19 protein-coding genes are annotated in these 19,459 nt (G+C 71.0%); 11 read left to right on the top strand and 8 right to left on the bottom strand.

The window, feature by feature from the left end:
- Positions 1–51 precede the first annotated feature (51 nt).
- Positions 52–183, top strand: a complete 132-nt coding sequence (locus AB0C12_RS01360) for a hypothetical protein (protein ID WP_360542894.1) — start codon at positions 52–54, stop codon at positions 181–183.
- 54 nt (positions 184–237) lie between these two features.
- On the opposite strand, the gene AB0C12_RS01355 is transcribed toward AB0C12_RS01360, so the two are convergent.
- Positions 238–372 (bottom strand): hypothetical protein, encoded by a 135-nt coding sequence (locus AB0C12_RS01355; RefSeq protein WP_360542892.1) that lies wholly within the window; start codon positions 370–372, stop codon positions 238–240.
- A gap of 281 nt (positions 373–653) precedes the next feature.
- Between AB0C12_RS01355 and AB0C12_RS01350 the strand changes: the two genes are divergently transcribed.
- The 9 genes from AB0C12_RS01350 (at position 654) to AB0C12_RS01310 (ending at position 10,556) form a co-directional block, all read left to right on the top strand.
- Complete coding sequence (locus AB0C12_RS01350) at positions 654–1,487, top strand: GntR family transcriptional regulator (protein WP_360542890.1); 834 nt, start codon at positions 654–656, stop codon at positions 1,485–1,487.
- Positions 1,488–1,583: 96 nt separating this feature from the next.
- A complete protein-coding gene (locus tag AB0C12_RS01345; protein WP_360542888.1) occupies positions 1,584–2,102 on the top strand; it encodes a GNAT family N-acetyltransferase in 519 nt (172 codons plus the stop codon).
- Positions 2,090–3,370 (top strand): MFS transporter, encoded by a 1,281-nt coding sequence (locus AB0C12_RS01340; RefSeq protein WP_360542886.1) that lies wholly within the window; start codon positions 2,090–2,092, stop codon positions 3,368–3,370. The genes AB0C12_RS01345 and AB0C12_RS01340 overlap by 13 nt, the downstream gene beginning before the upstream one ends.
- A gap of 128 nt (positions 3,371–3,498) precedes the next feature.
- Positions 3,499–3,918 carry a DUF6292 family protein gene (locus AB0C12_RS01335; RefSeq protein ID WP_360542884.1) on the top strand — a complete coding sequence of 140 codons (420 nt, stop codon included), beginning with the start codon at positions 3,499–3,501 and terminating at the stop codon, positions 3,916–3,918.
- A gap of 105 nt (positions 3,919–4,023) precedes the next feature.
- The gene (locus AB0C12_RS01330; protein ID WP_360542882.1) at positions 4,024–6,108 is read left to right on the top strand and encodes a molybdopterin oxidoreductase family protein; all 2,085 of its coding nucleotides are present in this window, start codon (positions 4,024–4,026) and stop codon (positions 6,106–6,108) included.
- A complete protein-coding gene (locus tag AB0C12_RS01325; protein WP_360542880.1) occupies positions 6,105–6,449 on the top strand; it encodes a molybdopterin oxidoreductase in 345 nt (114 codons plus the stop codon). Before AB0C12_RS01330 ends, AB0C12_RS01325 begins: the two co-directional genes overlap by 4 nt.
- Positions 6,449–8,905 (top strand): nitrite reductase large subunit NirB, encoded by a 2,457-nt coding sequence (gene nirB / locus AB0C12_RS01320; protein ID WP_360542878.1) that lies wholly within the window; start codon positions 6,449–6,451, stop codon positions 8,903–8,905. The genes AB0C12_RS01325 and nirB overlap by 1 nt, the downstream gene beginning before the upstream one ends.
- Positions 8,902–9,225: a Rieske (2Fe-2S) protein gene (locus AB0C12_RS01315; RefSeq protein WP_360542876.1), complete on the top strand. Its 324-nt coding sequence runs from the start codon at positions 8,902–8,904 to the stop codon at positions 9,223–9,225. Before nirB ends, AB0C12_RS01315 begins: the two co-directional genes overlap by 4 nt.
- Complete coding sequence (locus tag AB0C12_RS01310) at positions 9,222–10,556, top strand: nitrate/nitrite transporter (RefSeq protein WP_360542874.1); 1,335 nt, start codon at positions 9,222–9,224, stop codon at positions 10,554–10,556. Before AB0C12_RS01315 ends, AB0C12_RS01310 begins: the two co-directional genes overlap by 4 nt.
- 51 nt (positions 10,557–10,607) lie before the next feature.
- On the opposite strand, the gene AB0C12_RS01305 is transcribed toward AB0C12_RS01310, so the two are convergent.
- On the bottom strand, positions 10,608–11,363 hold the full coding sequence (locus tag AB0C12_RS01305; protein ID WP_360542872.1) for a DeoR/GlpR family DNA-binding transcription regulator: 756 nt from the start codon (positions 11,361–11,363) through the stop codon (positions 10,608–10,610).
- 66 nt (positions 11,364–11,429) lie between these two features.
- On the opposite strand from AB0C12_RS01305, the gene AB0C12_RS01300 reads away from it, so the two are divergent.
- Positions 11,430–12,590: an MFS transporter gene (locus AB0C12_RS01300; RefSeq protein WP_360542870.1), complete on the top strand. Its 1,161-nt coding sequence runs from the start codon at positions 11,430–11,432 to the stop codon at positions 12,588–12,590.
- A gap of 6 nt (positions 12,591–12,596) precedes the next feature.
- Here AB0C12_RS01300 and AB0C12_RS01295 read toward each other — a convergent pair whose 3' ends face one another.
- The 6 genes from AB0C12_RS01295 to AB0C12_RS01270 form a co-directional block, all read right to left on the bottom strand.
- Positions 12,597–13,808 (bottom strand): AGE family epimerase/isomerase, encoded by a 1,212-nt coding sequence (locus AB0C12_RS01295; RefSeq protein ID WP_360542868.1) that lies wholly within the window; start codon positions 13,806–13,808, stop codon positions 12,597–12,599.
- 28 nt (positions 13,809–13,836) lie between these two features.
- Complete coding sequence (locus AB0C12_RS01290) at positions 13,837–15,069, bottom strand: SpoIIE family protein phosphatase (protein WP_360542866.1); 1,233 nt, start codon at positions 15,067–15,069, stop codon at positions 13,837–13,839.
- A gap of 46 nt (positions 15,070–15,115) precedes the next feature.
- The gene (locus AB0C12_RS01285) at positions 15,116–16,168 is read right to left on the bottom strand and encodes a trypsin-like serine protease (protein WP_360542864.1); all 1,053 of its coding nucleotides are present in this window, start codon (positions 16,166–16,168) and stop codon (positions 15,116–15,118) included.
- 105 nt (positions 16,169–16,273) lie between these two features.
- On the bottom strand, positions 16,274–17,137 hold the full coding sequence (locus AB0C12_RS01280; RefSeq protein WP_360542862.1) for an alpha/beta fold hydrolase: 864 nt from the start codon (positions 17,135–17,137) through the stop codon (positions 16,274–16,276).
- The gene (locus tag AB0C12_RS01275) at positions 17,134–18,000 is read right to left on the bottom strand and encodes an SDR family NAD(P)-dependent oxidoreductase (RefSeq protein WP_360542860.1); all 867 of its coding nucleotides are present in this window, start codon (positions 17,998–18,000) and stop codon (positions 17,134–17,136) included. Before AB0C12_RS01275 ends, AB0C12_RS01280 begins: the two co-directional genes overlap by 4 nt.
- A complete protein-coding gene (locus AB0C12_RS01270) occupies positions 17,997–19,448 on the bottom strand; it encodes an NAD(P)/FAD-dependent oxidoreductase (RefSeq protein ID WP_360542858.1) in 1,452 nt (483 codons plus the stop codon). The genes AB0C12_RS01275 and AB0C12_RS01270 overlap by 4 nt, the downstream gene beginning before the upstream one ends.
- Between the last annotated feature and the right edge of the window lie 11 nt (positions 19,449–19,459).

Here is a 19,459-nt window from a genome sequence, read left to right as displayed (position 1 = left end):
CAGAATCGCGGTCGCCGCGGCAACGGCCGCGGTAATCAGAAGAGCCCGCAGGTGATCACCCCCGTGGCTGAAGGATCAATGCTGACCGAAGGATCAAAGCTGGCCGAAGGATCAAAGCTGGCCGAAGGATCAAGATTGCAATCGATCTTTTCATTGTTGCCCGCCGACCGCAATCCTTCTTAGGGATGTCGGCGGGCAGCAGTCGGAATACCGACTGCTGCGCCGCGAGCGGCACCGTCAAAGCGTCAGTACGGCCCGGATGAACACCGCCGCCGACATCAGCAGAAGCGCCGAAGCGATCATGAACCAGATGGCCCAGGTGCGCCGCCGGCACTGTTGGCACTCGCAGTGACCCGAGCGTTGGTCACTCATGGCGAAGATCCTTTCGCTGCCTCGTCGACGGCGCGTCATCGACGAGCGTCCCGGCGTTGAGGTGCTGAAGCGCCCCGACTGCCGAGGTACCGCTTGAACCCTTCGTCTGTCCCACTAGACTCATCCAAGTGACCCGACTGATGCCACTTGTCCCAACCACCCCTACCGCAAGATGCTACCGTGCGGAGACAGTGTGGTAAATACAGTTGTCCCGTTCAGCCTCCTCAGTTAGGCGAGGCCTGCCGTAGGACTCATTCCAACAACGACTGCGAGGACTGGTGATGGCAGAACCGATGTACCGGCAGATCGCCGAGGAGCTCCGTCAGCGGATCGAGAGCGGTGACCTTGCCCCCGGCACCAAGTTGCCCACGGAGCTGGAGCTCCGCGAGGAGTTCAACAACGCCTCGCGCAACACCGTCCGGGATGCCATCCGCTCGCTCACCAGCCGCGGGCTCGTGATCACCCGGCCGGGACAGGGCACCTACGTCGTCGACCGGATCGTGCCCTTCGCCATCACACTGTCCACGGACAACGACACCGGCCTCGGCGGCGGTGAGGGTGTCGCCTACATGTCGGCGGCGCGGGCTCAATTGCGCCGGCCGGACGCCACCGTGCCGCGAGTGGAGATTCAGCTCGCCGCCGGCCGGGTGGCTCGCGAGCTCCAGGTCAACGAGAGCTCGGCGATAGTGTCCCGGCACCAGAAGCTCAGCATCGACGGCAAGCCCTGGTCGATGCAGACGTCTTTCTACCCGATGAAATTCGTGGAGATGGGCGCGACCAAGCTGGTCGAGGCCACGAACATCGAACCGGGTGTCGTGCGGTACGTCGCCCTGAAGCTGGGTCTTGAGCAGGCCGGCTATCAGGACAAGATCCTGGCCCGGCCGCCGGACGAGAACGAGATCAGTTTCTTCAAATTGCCGGAGAACGGTGTCGCCGTCATCGAGACCGTGCGAACCGCCTACGAGAGATCGGGAACTCCCATCAGGTGCACGGTGACGGTCTGGCCGGCCGACCGGAACCGCCTGGTCTACAACATCGGTGATGTGCCGCCGGAGATCCGTTCGCCGGCCCAGGCCGAGGACATACCGAGCAGTACCGAAGACGAGCAAAGCTGAGCATCTGTCCCCACCAGATGTGTCCGGTCCCTGTCGGCGTGCCCCTCGAGCCGCATCACAGAAACGCAAATGATGAGAAATCTAGCTATCGAGCCCGTGGCGGCGTCGATCGAGGATCACCAGGCCATCGTCAACCTCATCAAGGGGGCGGCCAGTTGGCTGCCGACGAAGGGCACCGACCAGTGGGCGAAGCCCTGGCCGTCGCTGGCGGAGCGGGACGAACGCATCCGCCAAGGACTGGAGACGGAATCGACGTGGATGGTGTGGGACGGCGCCACCGCGGTAGCGACCATCACGTCGTTCCGGCACGGTAGTACGTTGCTGTGGACCGCGGAGGAGCGCCGCTTACCGGCCGTCTACCTGAATCGCGTCTGCATCAACCGGGACTACGCGGGTCAAGGGATCGGGGCGAGGCTCATCGATTGGGCCAGCGGGAAGGCTGCCGCCGAATATGGCGCACAGGTCTCCCGTATCGATGTGTGGTCCACCAATTTCAAGCTCCATGACTACTACCGGGGTATCGGCTTCCGGTTTCTGCGCAGGGTCGACGACAGCCTCGACTACCCGTCCGGTGCGCTGTTCGAACGGCCGATCGCGGCCCGATGCCTGCCCTGATCAGCCGCGGCTCGTCCGCGGCCGGGTTCGGGCCGACCACCTGGTCGGTGCTGAGACATCGGCGATTCCGGTGGTATTTCGCCGGCAATTCGCTGTCGAACATCGGCACCTGGGTGCAGAACGCGGCGCAGGTCGTGCTCGCGTACCAGCTGACCGGCTCGACCACCGGAGTCGGCCTGGTCGTCGGAGCGCAGTTCGTCAGCCCGTTGTTGCTCGGCCCGGTGGCCGGGGCCGTGGCGGATCGTTTCGACCGCCGCCACGTCCTGCTCGTGACGCAGCTCGGTTCGGCCACGGTCTGTGTCGTCCTGGCGGGCCTCCAGTCTGCCGGTCAGCTCGGGCTGGCGACCCTGGTGACCTGCGCCTTCCTCATCGGCGTGGGTTACACGTTCACACTTCCCGCGCAGTCCGCGTTCGTGCCCACCCTGGTTCCGGTGGAGGAGACGCGCGCCGCGGTCACGCTCAACGGCGTCTCGTCCAACATCGGCCGGGCATTGGCGCCGATCCTCGGCCTGGGCGTGGTGGCCGTCCTGGGATTCGGCGCGGCTTTCGCCGTGAACGCCGCCTCGTTCCTGGCGCTGGCAGCGATCCTGCTCAGGATGAGGTCCGGTCGACCGCAATTCCGGTCGCGGAGTACGGCGCTCCTCGACGGTTTCCGCATCGTGCGTAGAACACGCCGTCTTCAGGTACTGCTCCTGATTGTGGCCGCCTCCACCGTGGCCACCGATCCGCCGCTCGTCCTCGGGCCTTCCTTGGCGGTCACCTTCGGGATGAGCGCGGCCATGTCGGCGTATTTTCTGTGCGCCTTCGGGATCGGGACGGTGATCGGTTCCCTGCTGCCCGGCCTCCGGACGGGTCTGACCGGCACCGGGTGGTTCCTGGCCGTGCTCGGCGGCGCCACCATCAGCTTGTCCATCGTGGATTCTTTCGGTGCTGCCCTGGTTGCCGTGGCGACCTCAGGAATCGCCTCGCTTCTGGTCGGCACCGCGACTCAGAGCCTCATGCTCGAGATCGCGGGCCCCGCCCAGGCCGGTCGCGTCATGGCCATGTGGGCCATGGCCTACGTCGGCAGTCGCCCGATCGCCACCGCCGTGGACACCTGGCTCGCCGGTGTTCTGGATGCGCGAACGAGCGCCGCCCTGCTCGCGGTGCCCGCGTTGACCGTGGCCGGTGTGATTCTGAGCTTGAAGGCCACGAATCGGGGCCGGCGCTGGGGCGCGAAAGTTCTGCGTGGCACATTGGCGGTGTCGCCTCGGGCATTGCCGAGCTGATGGTGAACAATACCGGCGACTTTCAACATATTCCTACCGATCAATACCATAAGTCGCTTCGTCACTGCTAGTGATCTGATCTTTCTGCTGCGTAACAATCCACGAAGACGTCTAGAGAGGACGACGACGTGGACTTGAACCTGACCGTGCAGCGGCATCCTGATCCGTGGCTTGATCTGCTCCGGCCGTACGTGCTTGACGTGGTGACCACCATGGCGCGGAGCGGCGTGCGTATCCAGGAGAGCTGGCTCGACCCGCGAGACCCGCGGGACGCGACGATCGTGTGTGCCGGGAGCGGCAGTGGTCTCGTCGGCCTGGTCTGGGATGAGGAGACCGGCTGGCGCACGGGCGAGTTCGTCGACGGCCGTCAGGGAAGCCGGACGGTGCTCCGCGACGTCGTCCACGTGGGCGGCGGGCTGCTGCCGTCGCCGGCGGGGCTGGCCCAGGACCTGATCAAGGGCGACGGGCAGCCGCAGCGCAGCTATCGTTCGCATCGGGATCTGCGGGACGGGCTGGACGAGACGCTCCGGAGCTGGCCTCGGCTCTGATCGGTTCGGTCTCACAACGGGGCCGGGGCGGTTGTAGGGTTTTTTGAACGCCGCGGCAATCGTCGCGGTCCGGTGAGGAAATGGTTACCGCCGAGCATCTTCGGTGTGACGGTGACCGAGACGCATTGCCCGTACTGCGCCCTGCAGTGCGGCATCGCGCTGACGCCTGAGATTCCCCGGGTGCGGCTGGAGCCCACCGAGTTCCCGGTCAACCGGGGTGGCCTGTGCGCCAAGGGCTGGACCGCGGCCGAGCTGCTCGACCACAAGGACCGGCTGCTCACGCCGCTGGTGCGCAAGGATCCCACGGACCGCGGCAGCCCGCTGCGGGAGGCGACGTGGGATGAGGCGTACGAGCGCATCGTCGCCGGGATCGAGCGCTGCCAGCGGGAGTACGGCCTCGACAGCGTCGGTGCCTTCGGTGGCGGTGGTCTGACCAACGAGAAGGCGTACACGCTCGGCAAGTTCGTACGGGTGGCGCTGCGGTCCGCGTCGATCGACTACAACGGCCGGTTCTGCATGTCGTCCGCCGCCACCGCCGCCAACCGTGCGCTCGGGGTCGACCGGGGGCTGCCGTTCCCGCTGGAGGATGTGGCCCAGGCCCGCACGGTCCTGCTGGTCGGGGCGAATCCGGCTGATGCCATGCCGCCGTCGATGCAGTATCTCGACGCCGGGCGGGCCGAGGGGGCGCGGCACATCGTCGTCGACCCGCGGCGTACGCCGACCGCCGCGGGCGCGTACCGGCATCTGCAGCCCTTGCCCGGCACGGACCTGGCGCTGGCCAACGGCCTGTTGCACATCGCGGTCCGGGAGGGCCTGATCGACGAGGCCTACATCCGGGACCGGACCAGCGGCTTCGACGGCGTGCGGGCGGCCGTCGCCGCCTACTGGCCGGAACGGGTCGAGCGGATGACCGGGGTCAGCGAGGCCGACCTGCGTGAGACCGTCCGGCTGCTGGCCACCGAGCGACCGTCGATGATCCTCACCGCTCGCGGGGCCGAGCAGCACAGCAACGGCACCGACACCGCACAGGCGTATCTCAACCTCGCCCTCGCGCTGGGCCTGGTCGGGCGGCCCTACTCCGGTTACGGGACCATCACCGGGCAGGGCAACGGGCAGGGCGGGCGCGAACACGGGCAGAAGGCCGACCAGCTGCCCGGCTACCGGCGGCTGGACGACCCGGCCGCCCGGGCGCACGTCGCCGGCGTCTGGGGGGTCGACCCGGACGAGCTTCCGCAGCCCGGCAGGTCCGCGTACGAGATGCTCGACCGGCTCGGCACCGACGGCGGGGTCCGCGCGCTGCTCGTGCTGGCCAGCAACATGGCCGTCTCCGCCCCGCACGCCGGGCACGTCATCGAGCGGCTGCGCGCGCTGGATCTGCTCGTCGTCTCCGACATCTTCCTCTCCGAGACCGCGGCGCTGGCCGACGTCGTGCTCCCCACGGCCCAGTTCGCCGAGGAGGAGGGCACGATGACCAACCTCGAGGGCCGGGTCATCCGCCGCCGGAGGGCCCTCCCGCCGCCGCCGGACGTGCGGACCGACCTGCAGTTCCTCAGCGGGCTGGCGGACCGGCTGGGCCGCGGGCGGTTCTTCAGCGACGACCCGCGGACCGTTTTCGACGAGCTGCGCCGGGCCAGCGCCGGCGGGATCGCCGACTACGCCGGCATCACCTACGAGCGGATCGAGGCCCAACAGGGCGTGTTCTGGCCGTGCCCGGCCGAGGACCACCCGGGTACGCCACGACTGTTCGCCGATTCGTTCCCGACCGCGGACGGGCGCGCGAAGTTCGTCCGCGTCGAGCACCGCGACCCGCACGAGATGCCCGACCGGGACTACCCGTACGTGCTCACCACCGGGCGCAACATGCAGCAGTACCAGAGCGGCAACCAGACCCGCCGGGTCTCCGCCCTGACCGTCTCGCTGCCCGAGCCCCGCGTCGAGCTGCATCCCGATCTGGCCCGCCGGCTCGGCATCGCCGACAGCGACATGGTCGAGCTGTCCAGCCGCCGCGGCCGGGCCGTGTTCCGGGCCCGGCTCAATCCCGGCATCCGGCCGGACACCGTCTTCGCGCCGTTCCACTGGGGCGGCGACCAGGCCGTCAACCTGCTCACCGACCCGGCCCTCGACCGGCACTCCAAGATGCCCGCTTTCAAGGCGTGCGCGGTCGCCATCACGAAAGGAACACCTAGGTGAACTCCACACCCCGCTTCCTGCAGGGCGTCCTGCCCTTCGAGGGCAAGGGCCTGGACCAGCCGGCCCCGATCGGCGTGCCGGGCTACGTCGTGCCCGCCGGCGTGGCCGCGCAGGCTGTCTACTTCCGCGGCGGCAACTCGGCCGACGATCTGATCTGTGTCGTGCTGATGCGGGACGGCAAGCCGATGCGGTACTTCCCGATCGGGGCCAAGGCCGACGTACACGTCCCACTGCGGGTCGTCGAGGACCTGGACGCCGGGACCGCCGTCGAGCTGTGGCTGGCCGCACCGGCCGGAACCACCGGCACCGTGGTCATTGATCTCGGGCTGGTGGAGGTCTGATGGCCCCGCGACTGGTCGTCATCGGCAACGGCATGGCCGGCGCGCGGACGGTGGAGGAGATCCTCAGCCGCGGCGGCGACTTCGACATCACCATGTTCGGCGACGAGCCGTACGGCAACTACAACCGGATCATGCTGTCCAACGTCCTGGCCGGGGTCGAGGACGAGTCCGGCATCTTCCTCAACGACCTGAGCTGGTACGCCGACAACGGCATCACCCTGCACGCCGGCCGCCGGATCAGCCGCATCGACCGGTTCGCCAAGCAGGTGTACGCCGAGGACGGCACCGCCACCCCGTACGACAAGCTCATCATCGCCACCGGCAGCCGGGCGTTCGTCCCGCCGATCCCCGGCATCCACCGCCCCGGCCGCGGCTACCACCAGGGCGTCTTCGCCTTCCGCACGCTCGAGGACACCCGCAGCATGATCCGCTACGCCCGCGAGCACGAGCGGGCCGTGGTGATCGGCGGCGGACTGCTCGGCCTGGAGGCGGCCCGCGGTCTGCAGAACCACGTCTCGCACGTGACGCTGCTGCACGCCATGGGGCACCTGATGAACACCCAGCTGGACGCCCAGGCCGGCGCGATCCTGCAGCGCAGCGTGGAGAAGCTGGGCATCGAGGTCGTCTGCGAGGCGATGACCACCGAGATCCTCGGCAAGCACGCGGTCACCGGGGTCAAGCTGGCCGACGGCCGGGTCATCGACTGCGACGTGGTCGTGGTCGCCGCCGGCATCCGGGCCAACACCGAGGTGGCCGCGGCCAGCGGGCTGGTGGTCGAGCGCGGCATCGTGGTCGACGACCAGATGCGGGCCCAGGACGAGCCGGACATCTACGTGGTGGGGGAGTGCGCCCAGCACCGCGGCGAGACGTACGGGCTGGTCGCCCCGCTCTGGGACCAGGCCAAGGTGCTCGCCGACCACCTCACCGGCCGGGACCCGCGGGCCGCGTACCACGGTTCCCGGATCGCCACCAAGCTCAAGGTGGCCGGGGTCGACGTCGCCTCGATGGGCCTGAAGGAGTCCGACCGCGAGGACGACGAGACGCTGGTCTTCAGCGAACCCCGCAAGGGCATCTACAAGAGCGTGATCATCCGCGACGGCCGGCTGGTCGGCGCGACGCTGGTCGGTGACGTCAAGAAGGTCGCGTTCCTGATGCAGGCCTTCGACCGCGGGCTGGCCCTGCCCGAGGACCGGGTCGAGCTGATGTTCGACCTGGGTGGCCCGCCCGCCGAGGTCAGCGCGGCCGAGCTGGCCGACGACGCCCAGGTCTGCAACTGCAACGGCGTCACCAAGGGCACGATCGCCGAGACGGTGCACGGCGGCTGCAAGACGGTCAGCGGCGTGATGGACAAGACCCGGGCCGGCAAGGGCTGCGGCACCTGCAAGAGCCTGGTCGCGCAGATCGTCGAGTGGGCCGCCGGCGGCGCCGTCGAGGAGGACCCCAGGGCGAGCTGGTACGTGCCCGGCGTGCCGATGCCCAAGGCCGAGCTGATGGCCGCGATCCGCACCTACGACCTGCGCTCGGTCTCGTCGGTCTTCGCCAAGCTGGTCCCCGGCGGCGAGGAGGACGCCAAGAGCAAAATGGGCCTGGCCTCGCTGCTGAAGATGATGTGGGGCGAGGACTACGTCGACGAGCGCGACGCCCGGTTCATCAACGACCGGGTGCACGCCAACATCCAGCGCGACGGCACGTTCTCGGTGGTGCCGCAGATGAAGGGCGGCGTCACCACCCCGGCCCAGCTGCGCCGGATCGCCGAGGTGGCCGAGAAGCACGCCGTACCCATGGTGAAGCTGACCGGCGGGCAGCGCATCGACCTGCTGGGAATTCCCAAGGAGACGCTGCCCAAGATCTGGGCCGACCTGGACATGCCCTCGGGCTACGCCTACGGCAAGAGCTTCCGCACGGTGAAGACCTGTGTGGGCTCGGACTTCTGCCGCTTCGGCGTCGGCGACTCCACCGCCCTGGGCATCGCCCTCGAGGAGCGCTACCAGGGCATCGAGGGGCCCGGCAAGATGAAACTCGCGGTCACCGGGTGCCCGCGCAACTGCGCCGAGGCGTACGTGAAGGACCTCGGCGTGGTGGCCATCGACGGCGGCCGCTGGGAGATCTACGTCGGCGGTGCGGCCGGCGCCCACGTCCGCAAGGGCGACCTGCTCGCCACGGTCGAGTCGCCCGCGGAGGTCATCACGCTGACCGGGCGCTTCCTGCAGTACTACCGGGAGAGCGCCAACTGGCTGGAGCGCACGTACGCGTGGGTGCCGAGGCTGGGCATCGAGCACATCCGCGCGGTCGTGGTGGACGACGCCGAGGGCATCGCCGCCGACCTGGACGCCGCGATGGCCGCCTCGGTCGCCGCGTACCGCGATCCGTGGAAGGAACGGGCCGAACCGGCCACCCCCGGGCAGTTCCGCACGTCGCTGCCGCTGGTCGTGCTGCCGCAGGTGCCGGTCCGATGAGGATCCTGGGGCCGGTCACCGACATCCCGCTGGGCGAGGGACGCACCTACGAGGTCGACGGCGAGATGGTCGCCGTCTTCCGGCTGCGCGACGGCTCGGTGCGCGCGCTGTCCGCCGTCTGCCCGCACCGCGGCGGGCCGCTGGCCGACGGCCAGATCGACAACAAGGTGCTGGTCTGCCCGCTGCACCTGATGGCCTTCGACCTCACCACCGGGTGCTCGCTGTCCGGGATCAGTGATCTCACCGTCTACCCCGTCACCGTCGACGCCGACGGTCACCTCGTCATCTCGTCGCTCACCGCCTCGGAGGTCCCGTCATGACCGCAACCCTGGAACGTCCCGCGGCGAGAACCGTCCACGGGCACTGGATCGACGACTGGCGTCCCGAGGACCGGACCTTCTGGGACACCACCGGCGCCCCGATCGCCCGGCGCAACCTGATCTTCTCGATCTTCTCCGAGCACATCGGCTTCTCGGTGTGGACACTGTGGTCGGTGCTGGTGTTGTTCCTCGGCCCCGCGTACGGCATCGACCCGGCCGGCAAGTTCCTGCTCACCGCCGTGCCCGCACTGGTCGGCGGCGCGCTGCGGATCCCGTACACCTTCGCGGTGGCCCGGTTCGGCGGCCGCAACTGGACCATCATCAGCGCGTCCCTGCTGCTGATCCCGGCGGTGCTGGCCGCTTTCCTGATCGAGCCGGGCGTCTCCTACACGACGCTGATCCTGCTGGCCGCGGTCGCCGGCGTCGGCGGCGGCAACTTCGCGTCGTCGATGGCCAACATCAACGCGTTCTATCCGGACCGGCTCAAGGGCTGGGCGCTGGGCATCAACGCCGGCGGCGGCAACCTCGGGGTCGCGGCCGTGCAGCTGGTCGGCCTGTTCGTGCTGGCCGTCTTCGGCGCCGGGCACCCGGGCATCGTCGCCGGCATCTACATCCCGCTGATCGTGGTGGCCGTGCTCGGCTCGGCGCTCAGGATGGACAACCTGACCCAGGCCCGCAACGAGAAGCGCGGCATGCGCGACGCCGCCCGGGAGGGCCACACCTGGATCATGGCACTGTTGTACATCGGCACCTTCGGCTCGTTCATCGGCTTCGGCTTCGCCTTCGGCCAGGTGCTGCAGGTGCAGTTCGCGCAGGACTTCGACACCCCGGTCAAGGCCGCCTACCTGACGTTCCTGGGCCCGCTGCTGGGCTCGCTGATCCGCCCGGTCGGCGGGGCGCTGGCGGACCGCCTCGGCGGCGCCCGGGTCACCTTCGCCAACTTCATCGCGATGGCCGCCGGCGCCAGCATCGTGCTGCTGGCCTCGCAACTGCGCTCGCTGCCGCTCTACCTGGTCGGCTTCATCGCCCTGTTCATCTTCAGCGGCATCGGCAACGGCTCGACGTACAAGATGATCCCGCGCATCTTCGCGCTGAAGAACCCGGGCGACGAGCACGAGGCCCGCCGGCTGTCCGGTGCGGTGATCGGCATCGCCGGAGCGATCGGAGCCTTCGGCGGGGTGCTGGTGAACCTGGCGTTCCGGCAGTCGTTCCTGACCTACAAGACGGCCGACGCGGCGTACATCGCGTTCATCGCCTTCTACGCGCTCTGCGTGCTGGTCACCTGGGCCGTCTACCTGCGCGCGTCGAGCCGCAAGCTCGCCGGCGTCTGATCGGGACGCGTGGTCCGGCCCGGTCGTCCGTCGCGGACGGCCGGGCCGGGCTCATTCCGGGGGAGCGTGCAGAGCGCGGGGCAGTCCGGCCGCCCGTAGCGCGTCGGCGGCTCCGGCGTCGTCGGTGACCACGGCATACAGCTCGGTGACCGGCGCGACCAGGTACGGACTGATCGAGCCGAACTTCGTCCGGTCGGCCAGGACCACCGTGTGCCGGGCCGCGCCGGCCATGGCCCGCTTGACCTGTGCGTCGGTGTCGGACTCGGCGGTCACCCCGGCCTGCGGGTCGATCGAGCAGGCGCCCAGGAACGCCCAGTCGCCGCGACGGGCCGCGAGAGCCGCCAGCGTGGCCGAGCCGGTCAGCAGGCGGCCCTCCGGCTGCCAGTCGCCGCCGGTGACAGTGAGCTGGACCTGACGGTCGTCGGCGAACACGGCCGCGATGTCGAGGGAATTGGTGATCACGGTCAGCGGGCGGGGGGTGAGCTGCCGGGCCAGCTCCCGCACGGTCGAGCCGGCGTCGAGGAAGATCGTCTGACCGGGGGAGACCAGCGGCGCCGCGACCGCGCCGATCGCCGCCTTGCCCTCGGTGTGCAGGTCCGAGCGGGCGGTCCAGGCCATCCGGGCCGGATCCAGGGCGACCGCGCCCCCGTGTGTCTTCTGCAGGTAGCCGCGGTCAGCCAGGACTTTGAGGTCGCGCCGCACGGTGTCCTCGGAGACGCCTTGCGCGGCCGCCAGCGCGGTCACCGTGACCCGGCCGTGGGCGACGAGCTCGGCCAGGATCCGGTCCTGGCGCTCGGCTGCGAACATCTGCGGTTTCCTTCCGGAAGTCTGAGGTTTCTTGCTGGATTCTGCGGCTATCCGCATACTAGGCCGGTGGCCGAGATCTTCGCACCGTCCCCGGCGCCGGTGCGCCCGCGTCCGCCGTCGCTCCGGGTCGCCATCGGCGGCGGTGCGGCGTTCTTCCTGATCGGGCTGCTCGTCGCGGTCTACGGCCCGCTCATCCCCGTCCTGCGCGCGACCTTCGGCGGCTCGGCGACCGCGGCCAGTCTGCTGGTCAGCGCCCACTTCGCGGGGTCCGTCCTGGGCGTGCTGACGGCCGGCGTGGCGGACCGGCGCAGCACCTTCCGCACCCGGTTCGTCGTCGAGCTGATCGTGGTCGCGGCCGGCGCTCTCGTGCTGATGGCCGCACCCGCCTGGCCGGTTCTGCTGGGCGGAGCGTTCCTGCTCGGGCTCGGCTTCGGCGGGCTCGACCTCGACCTCAACGTCTACTTCGCGTCCGCGTACGGCGCGCGCGGCGCCGTGGTCCTCAACCTGCTCAGCGCCGCCTTCGGGGTCGGTGCCGTCGCCGGTCCGCTGCTGGTGGCGGCGACCGACGGGAGCCGCATCGCCATCGGGTGCACGTACCTGGTCATCGCCGTGGCGACGATGCCGCTGCTGGGCGCTGCCCCGGCCGTGGTGCCGGCGGTCCCGGGCCGGGACCGGGCGGCAGGCGGCGGCCGGCCGCTGATCGTGGCCGCGTTCCTGATGCTCTTCCTGCTCTACGTCGGCGCCGAGACCGGCGTGGCCAGCTGGGCCGCCACCTACCTCATCGAAGTCGTCGGTTCCAGCGCCGACACCGCCGCCGGGGCCACCGCGACGTTCTGGGTCGCCTTCACCGTCGGCCGGCTGCTCGCCGCCCCGCTCAGCCTGCGGGTGCCACCGGCCCGGCTGGTGCCCCTGACCCTGCTCCTGGCGACCGCGAGCATGACCCTGGCCTGGTGGCCACCGGCCGCCGGCTACAGCTTCATCCTGACCGGCCTCTTCCTGGCCCCGGTGTTCCCCACCGCCCTGTCCTGGTTCGTCCAGGTCACCCCCGCGGCCGGCACCTCCACCGCACTGGTGATCGCCGGGGCCAGCTTCGGACCGATCGTGATCTCACCGCTGATCGGCCTGACCCACGACGGGCTCGGACCGGCCGCCATCGCGCCGGCCCTGGCCGCGGTCATCATCCTCGACCTCGGGCTGGCCACAGCCCTGCGCCGAGTCCGCCGATGAGCCTGGTCACGCCGGGCCGGCCAGGGTCCGCGCGACGGCCGGGGCCAGCATCGGGGTCAGCGGCAGCCGGGCGGTCAGCGTCGCCTGCAGGCTGTGGTACAGATCCGGCTTGCCCGGCCACACCGTCGCGGTCGGCACGTTGTCCGCGTCGAGCTGGTGGAACCACGAACCGTGGTCGTGGTCGAGCTGGTACGCCGCCGCGTAGTCCCACCAGGTGCGGTACCAGGTCGCGTACTGCTCGTCGCCGAAACGCCGATGCAGGGCCGCGGCGGCGCTGATCGCCTCGGTGGTCACCCAGTGCATCCGGTCGCGGACCACCGGCTCGCCGTCCCAGTCGGTGGTGTAGACGAAGCCCGGCCGCCCGTCGACCGACCAGCCGTCGCTGACCGCCCGGTCGAACAGGGACCGGGAAGCTCCGGCCAGCCAGGACTCCGCCGGGCGGGCGGCCTCGGCGTGCAGGAAAAGCCGCGACCACTCCAGGCCGTGACCGACCGTGGCCCCGTACGGCTTGAACGGGTGGTCCGGCTGCTCGCGGTGGAAGTCCGGCAGCGGCCGCCAGTGCTCGTCGTAGTGCTCCGGGATGCGCCAGTCGTTGGCCCGCGCCGTGTCGGCCACGAACCGGCAGACCCGCAGTGCCCGGTCCAGCCACGCCTCGTCTGCGGTCACGCCGGCGACCGTCAGCATCGCCTCGACCGCGTGCATGTTGCCGTTGATGCCGCGGTAGCCGTCCAGGACCGTGAAGTCGGCGTTCCAGGTGTCCACGCAGCGACCGGCGTCGTCGTCCCAGAACCGCTGGACGAACACCCCCTCGGCCGCGGCGAGCAGGGCCGGCCCGCCGGTCAGTCCGGCGCTGGTCGCGGAGGCCCCGGCGAGCAGCACGAACGCGTGGTCGTAGCAGGCTTTGACCGTCCGGTCGCCGAGCGCGGGGAACCAGCCGCCGTGCTGCTCGTCGCACAGCCGCCCGGTGAGCCCGCGCAGGGCCTGCTCGGCGATCGGCGCCGCGCCGGGCACGCCGAGCAGGGCGCCGACGGCGTAGACGTGCGTCATCCGCGAGCTGAGCAGGGTGGAGACCTGCTGCTGGGGGTCCGGCCGGCCGTGGGCGTCGAGCCAGCGGGCGCCGCCGGCCGGATCGGCGGTCCGGCGCCCGAACGCCAGCAGCTCCCGGGTGTGCTGGTCCAGCCAGCGGTGATGGGCGGGGTTCGTCGGCCAGGAGGACATCTGGATCACTGTAGGGGGACCGCCGTCCTCATGCCGGGGCAATCCCCGGTGGCGTCGCACCGCCGGGCCGGTCGACGCTCATGGCCATCAGGGCGACGTCGTCGTCGAGCTCGTCGAAGGTGCCGAGCAGCTCCGCGAACGCCGCCACGGCCCCGGGCGCGTCGGTCGGTGTCAGCGTGCCGGCGAAGGCCTCCAGGGCCTCGCTGCCGTACCGCTGATCGCCGGTGCGCGCGTCGGTGAGCCCGTCGCTGTACAGCACCAGCGTGTCGCCCGGGTCCAGCCGCAACGTCCGGCTGACCAGCCGCGGATCCGCGATGATGCCGATCAGGGTGCCGCCGGTGGTGTGCTGGTGACGGGCGGTGCCGTCGGGACGCAGCAGCAGCGGGGGCGGATGCCCGCCGCCGGCGATGGTGGCCGTCCAGCCGGTCCCGTCCGGGGTCAGCAGGCCGAAGACGACCGTGCAGTGCCGGTGGGCCTGGCTGCGGTACTCCTGGCAGAGCACCGAGTTGAGGTTGCGCAGGACCGCCTCGGGCGTGGGGTCGTAGACGGCGGCGGCGCGCAGCGTGTAGCGGGCCGCGGCGGTCACGGCCGCCGCCTCGACGCCCTTGCCGCAGACGTCACCGAGGAAGAACCCCCACCGGCCCTCGCTGAGCGGGAACAGGTCGTAGAAGTCGCCGCCCACCTCGTCGGGCGAGGCCATCCGGTAGTGCCCGGCGGTGCGCATCCCCGCCGGTGCGGGCAGGCTGACCGGCAGCAGGCTGCGCTGCAGGCCGGAGACCAGGCCGCGGAGCCGTTCCCGGTCGCCCTCGGCGTCGCGCCGGGCCCGCAGCAGCTCCTGCTCGTACGCGCGGCGCTCCCGGGCGTCGAAGATCGTGGTGCGCACCATCAGCGGCGTGCCGTCGGCACCGGTCCTGACCGTGGCGGTGACCAGCACCGGAAGCCGGGTGCCGTCGGCCGCGCGCAGCTCCAGGGCGATGCCGTTGACCTCGCCGCGCATCCGCAGCAGCGGCGCCAGGTGGGTCTCGTAAAAAACCTGGCCCCCGACGGTGAGCAGGTCGACGAAGCGCCGCCGCCCGACCAGCTCCTCGCGGGTGTGCCCGAGCCAGCCCAGCAGCGTGGCGTTGACCCGCACGATCGTGCCGTCGGGCAGGGTGGCGAGATTGCCGCAGGGGGCGTTGTCGTAGAGCTCGTCGGTGTCGTCGCCCATGAGGGCAGCAAGCTCCGAGGGGATCCCGGCGGAGCGGGACGAGACCGCGTCCATCAGCACATTCTTTCATCCCGCCCGGCGGTGGGCGAGCGGAGGCGGGTCAGCGGCGATGCCGGCGTACGCCGCTGCGCTGGTGGTCGCGCCGGCGCCGGCGGTTGCCCAGGACCAGGGCCGGCACCGCGCCGAAGCCGACGACCACGAAGGTGGCCAGCGCCGTGCGGACCACGGGATCGGCGGCCGGGCCCCGGACCGCGGCCGCCAGTGAGCTGTCGTCGGCCGGCGGGGCGCTCGGCTTCGTGGCCGGTGGCTTCTTCACCGGCGCCCGGGCCGACGCGGGCGCCTTCGTGGCCGGCGCCGGGCGGCCGATGATGCCGGTGATCCAGCCGGTGATGGTGTCGATGCGCCCGCTCAGGTCGACCTTCGCGTGCGGGCACGACGGTCCGTGGCTGACCACCGAGATCAGCACCGCGTCGCCGTCCTGCTGGGTGAAGTAGGGGCCGCCCGAGTCCTGCGAGCAGGGGCTGGTGGTGGAGCGCGGGGCGTGGCCGCGCATGCCGACGTATGCGCGGCTGAGCGAGGCGACCTTGAACTGGCCGGTCTGCAGGTGGGTGGCCAGGCTGGACGGGTCGTCGTCGACCGTACGGCCGTAGCCGGCCAGCCGCACGATCGTGCCGACCGCGGGCGCTCTGCGGTTGAGCTTGACCGGGGCGATGTCGGTGATCGGCTCGGCCAGCCGGGCCAGCGCCACGTCGGTCGTCGACGACTGGCGCACCGCGATGACCTTGACCTTGTGCCCCGCCCGGCCGGACAGGTCGGTGCGGCCGGCGGTGGCGGTGGTCAGCCGGGCGACCAGGCGCGAGACGTGGGTGCCCTTGATGTTCTTGAAGCAGTGCCCGGCCGTGATCACCCAGCGGGGTGCGACCAGCGCGCCCGTGCAGGAGCTGTCGCGGCGCCCGCCACCCGCTTCGGGGATGCCCGTCATGGTGAGCTTCACCGCGAAGCCGTACCGGCCCGGCACGGCGTCCTCGCCGTTGGCGATCGCCGGTGGTGCCGCGGCGGCCCGCGCCGGGGCACCGGGGCCGAGCGCGAGCGCGACGGCGACCGCCGGCAACAGCAGGAGCACCAGCAACGTCGTGGCGGAGCGGGGTCGCAAAGGGCGGTCCTTCCGGAGAGCAACTGTGCAACAAGACGTGGGAAACGTATCCTAAGTTGCCGGCGCCAATATAATTTCTCTCCGGAACGGTCTGCTGACTGTGCGCTAAACGCTGGAGGAATGGGCGACCAGGAACACCCGGGCCAGGTCGGCGAAATCGTCGGCCCGCTCGATCTGCGGCATGTGCCCGGTGTCGGGGAACAAATGCGTCCGGGCGTGCGGAAAGGCCGCGCGCGCGGCGGCCAGGTGGGCCACCGGCAGGATCAGGTCGCGGTCGCCCCAGACGATCAGGGCCGGCCGGGTATGGGCCGTGACCTGCTCCAACAGGGTCTCCCGCCAGGGCGCGCGGATGCCCCGCAGGGTGCCCAGCTCCCTCGCCGTCTCCAGGAACACCCGGGCATTGTGCGGCCGGGCGGCGACCCGCAGGGCGAGATCCACCCGCTCCGGGGTCACATGCGCCCGGTCATGGAACAGGCTGCGTTCGATTCGGTACGCGGAGCGAGCATCGATGCGCCGCAACAACGGTTTACCGAGGCCCGGAACGGCGAGAATGCGCAATGCCAGCGCCACTTCCTTGCCGAAGCCGGCGCTGTTCACCAGGGTCAGCGTGGCAATCCGCGCCGGAGAAGCGGTGAGCATCCGCATGGCCACCGCGCCGCCCAGTGAATTGCCCATCACGTGCAGTGGCCGGTCCTCGCCGAGCGCGTCGACGGTGGCCGCCACTCCCTCGGCCAGCCCGGCCAGGGTCACCCGCCCCGGCAGCGGCTCGGACAACCCGAAGCCCGGCAGGTCCACGCTGATCAGCCGGTGGTCGCCGGCCAGCCGCTCGTGCTGCGGATCCCAGTCCTCCAGGCTGCGGCCGATGCCGTGCAGCAGCAGCACCGGCGGGTGGCCGGGGTCGCCACTCGCACGAACCCGGATCCGCGCACCGCGGACGGTCAGCTCCCGGACCGGGCCCGGGCCGCTCATCGGGTCACCGCCGTACGGGCGCGGCGGCCGGCCGCGGCGGTCAACCGCCCGATCACCCGCATGTGGTTCACCGGCAGCAGCCGGGCGAGCACGTCGGAGATCTTCGCGCTGGCGGCGATCAGCACCCGGGCGCGGCGGCGCTCGACGGCGTCGAGGATCTCCCGGGCCGCCTTCTCCGGCGGATACGTCAGCAGGGCGGCGAAGACCCGCTGCTGCAGCTCGACCTCGGTGGCCGGCACTCCCGCCCCGATCTGCGCGCTCTCGGCGATCCGGGTACGGATGCCACCCGGATGCACCGTCGTCACGCCCACGCCCGACTCCAGCAACTCGCCGCGCAGCACCTCGCTGAGCCCGCGCAGGGCGAATTTGCTGGCGCTGTAGGCCGACTGTCCCGGCGGTGCGACGAGCCCGTACAGGCTGGAGACGTTGACCAGGTGGCTGCCCGGCTCGGCGGTCAGGGCCGGCAGCAGGTGGTGGATGAGCAGCATGGGCGCGGTGAAGTTGACCGTCATCACCTGCTCGAACTGGGCGACGTCGAGCTGGTCGAAGCGCCCGCCCAGCGCCATCCCGGCGTTGTTGACCAGCAGGCCGATCGCCGGGTGCCGCTCCCCGATGCCCGCCGCGGTGCTCAGCACGGCCGCCCGGTCACCGAGGTCGGCGACCAGCGTCTCGACCGCGCGCCCGGGGTGCGTGGCCCGGATCCGCTCGGCGACCGCGTCGAGCCGCAGCGCGTCACGGTCGACGAGGACCAGGTCGCTGCCGCGGGCGGCGAGGCCGTGGGCCAACTGCTCGCCGATGCCGCTGGCGGCCCCGGTGAGCACGGCCGTCCGGCCCGGGAAACGGTACGGGCTCAGCCGCGTCATCGGATCTCCTCCAGCACGGGCGCGGTGGATCGGGTGAAGGTCATGTCCCGGCGGACGTCGGCCCGCGGGGTGGTGAGCACGTCGAGCAGGTAGTTCTGCCGGACCGTCCACGGGTCCTTGTCGCCCTGCTGCGGGAAGCGGTCCAGCGCCCGTTGCACGTAGCCGGACGTCAGGTCCAGCAGCGGCCGCCGGTTGCCGGGCCCCTCCTTCGGGGTGGCGCTGACGTACCCGCTCTTGTCCATGAAGGCCAGCAGCCGGCAGACGTAGCGGTGCGACAGATCGGCGCGCAGTGTCCACGAGGCGTTGGTGTAGCCGATGCAGTAGGCGAAGTTCGGCACCCCGCTGAGCATCACCCCGCGGTACGCGACGCTCTTGCCCGGGTCGACCTCGCGACCGTCGACGGTGAGGGTGACCCCGCCGATCGGCAGCAGCGACAGCCCGGTGGCCGACACCACGATGTCCGCCTCGAGCGTGCGGCCCGAGCGCAGCCGGATGCCCTCCGGTACGAACCGTTCGATGTGGTCGGTGACCATCGAGGCGGTGCCGTTGTTGATCGCCGCGAACAGGTCGCCGTCCGGGATCACGCACAGCCGCTGGTCCCAGGGCTGGTAGGCGGGGGTGAAGTGCTCGTCGACGTAGGCCGGGTCGGCCAGGTGCCGGACGGCGAAGCGGCGCAGGATGGCCTTGACGCGTTCCGGGCGGCGCCGGGCGAGCTGGTAGAAGCCCTGCGCGAGGACGATGTTCTTGGCCCGGGCCACCTTGTGGGCGACGCGGGCGGGCAGCCGCCGGCGCAACAGGTCGGCGACCACGTCCCGGCCGGGCAGCACGGTCAGGTACGACGGCGAGCGCTGGAGCATGGTGACGTGGGCGGCTGTCTCGGCCATCGCGGGCACCAGCGTCACCGCGGTCGCCCCGCTGCCGATGACCACCACTCGTCGGCCGGCATGGTCCAGGTCCGCGGGCCACGACTGCGGGTGCACGAACCGGCCGGTGAAGTCGTCGAGCCCGGCGAAGTCCGGCTGGTGACCCCGGGCGTAGTCGTAGTAGCCGGCGCACGCGTACAGGAAACGGCAGGTCAGGGTCTCGCCGCCGGCCAGCCGGACGGTCCAGCGGCCGGCGCTCCAGTCGGCGGCCACGACCCGGGCGGAGAAGCGGATGTGCGGCGTGATGCCACCCTCGTCCGCCGTGTCCTGGATGTACTGGCGGATGCTCTCGCCCGAGGCCAGCGAACGGTCGCCCTGCCAGGGACGGAACGGGTAGCTGAGGGTGAACATGTCGGAGTCCGAGCGCACGCCCGGGTAGCGGAACAGGTCCCAGGTCCCGCCGATGGCGTCGCGGGCCTCGAGGACGGCGTAGCTGGTGCCCGGCCGCTCCTGCTGCAGCCGCCACGCCGCGCCGATCCCGGACAGCCCGGCGCCGATGATGAGCACGTCGAAGTGTTCGGCCATGGCGCCAGTCT

Source organism: Actinoplanes sp. NPDC048967 (assembly GCF_040649415.1).
Lineage (GTDB): Bacteria > Actinomycetota > Actinomycetes > Mycobacteriales > Micromonosporaceae > Actinoplanes.
Note: the sequence above shows the minus strand (reverse complement) of the source record. Positions and strands in the feature narration are given on the sequence as shown.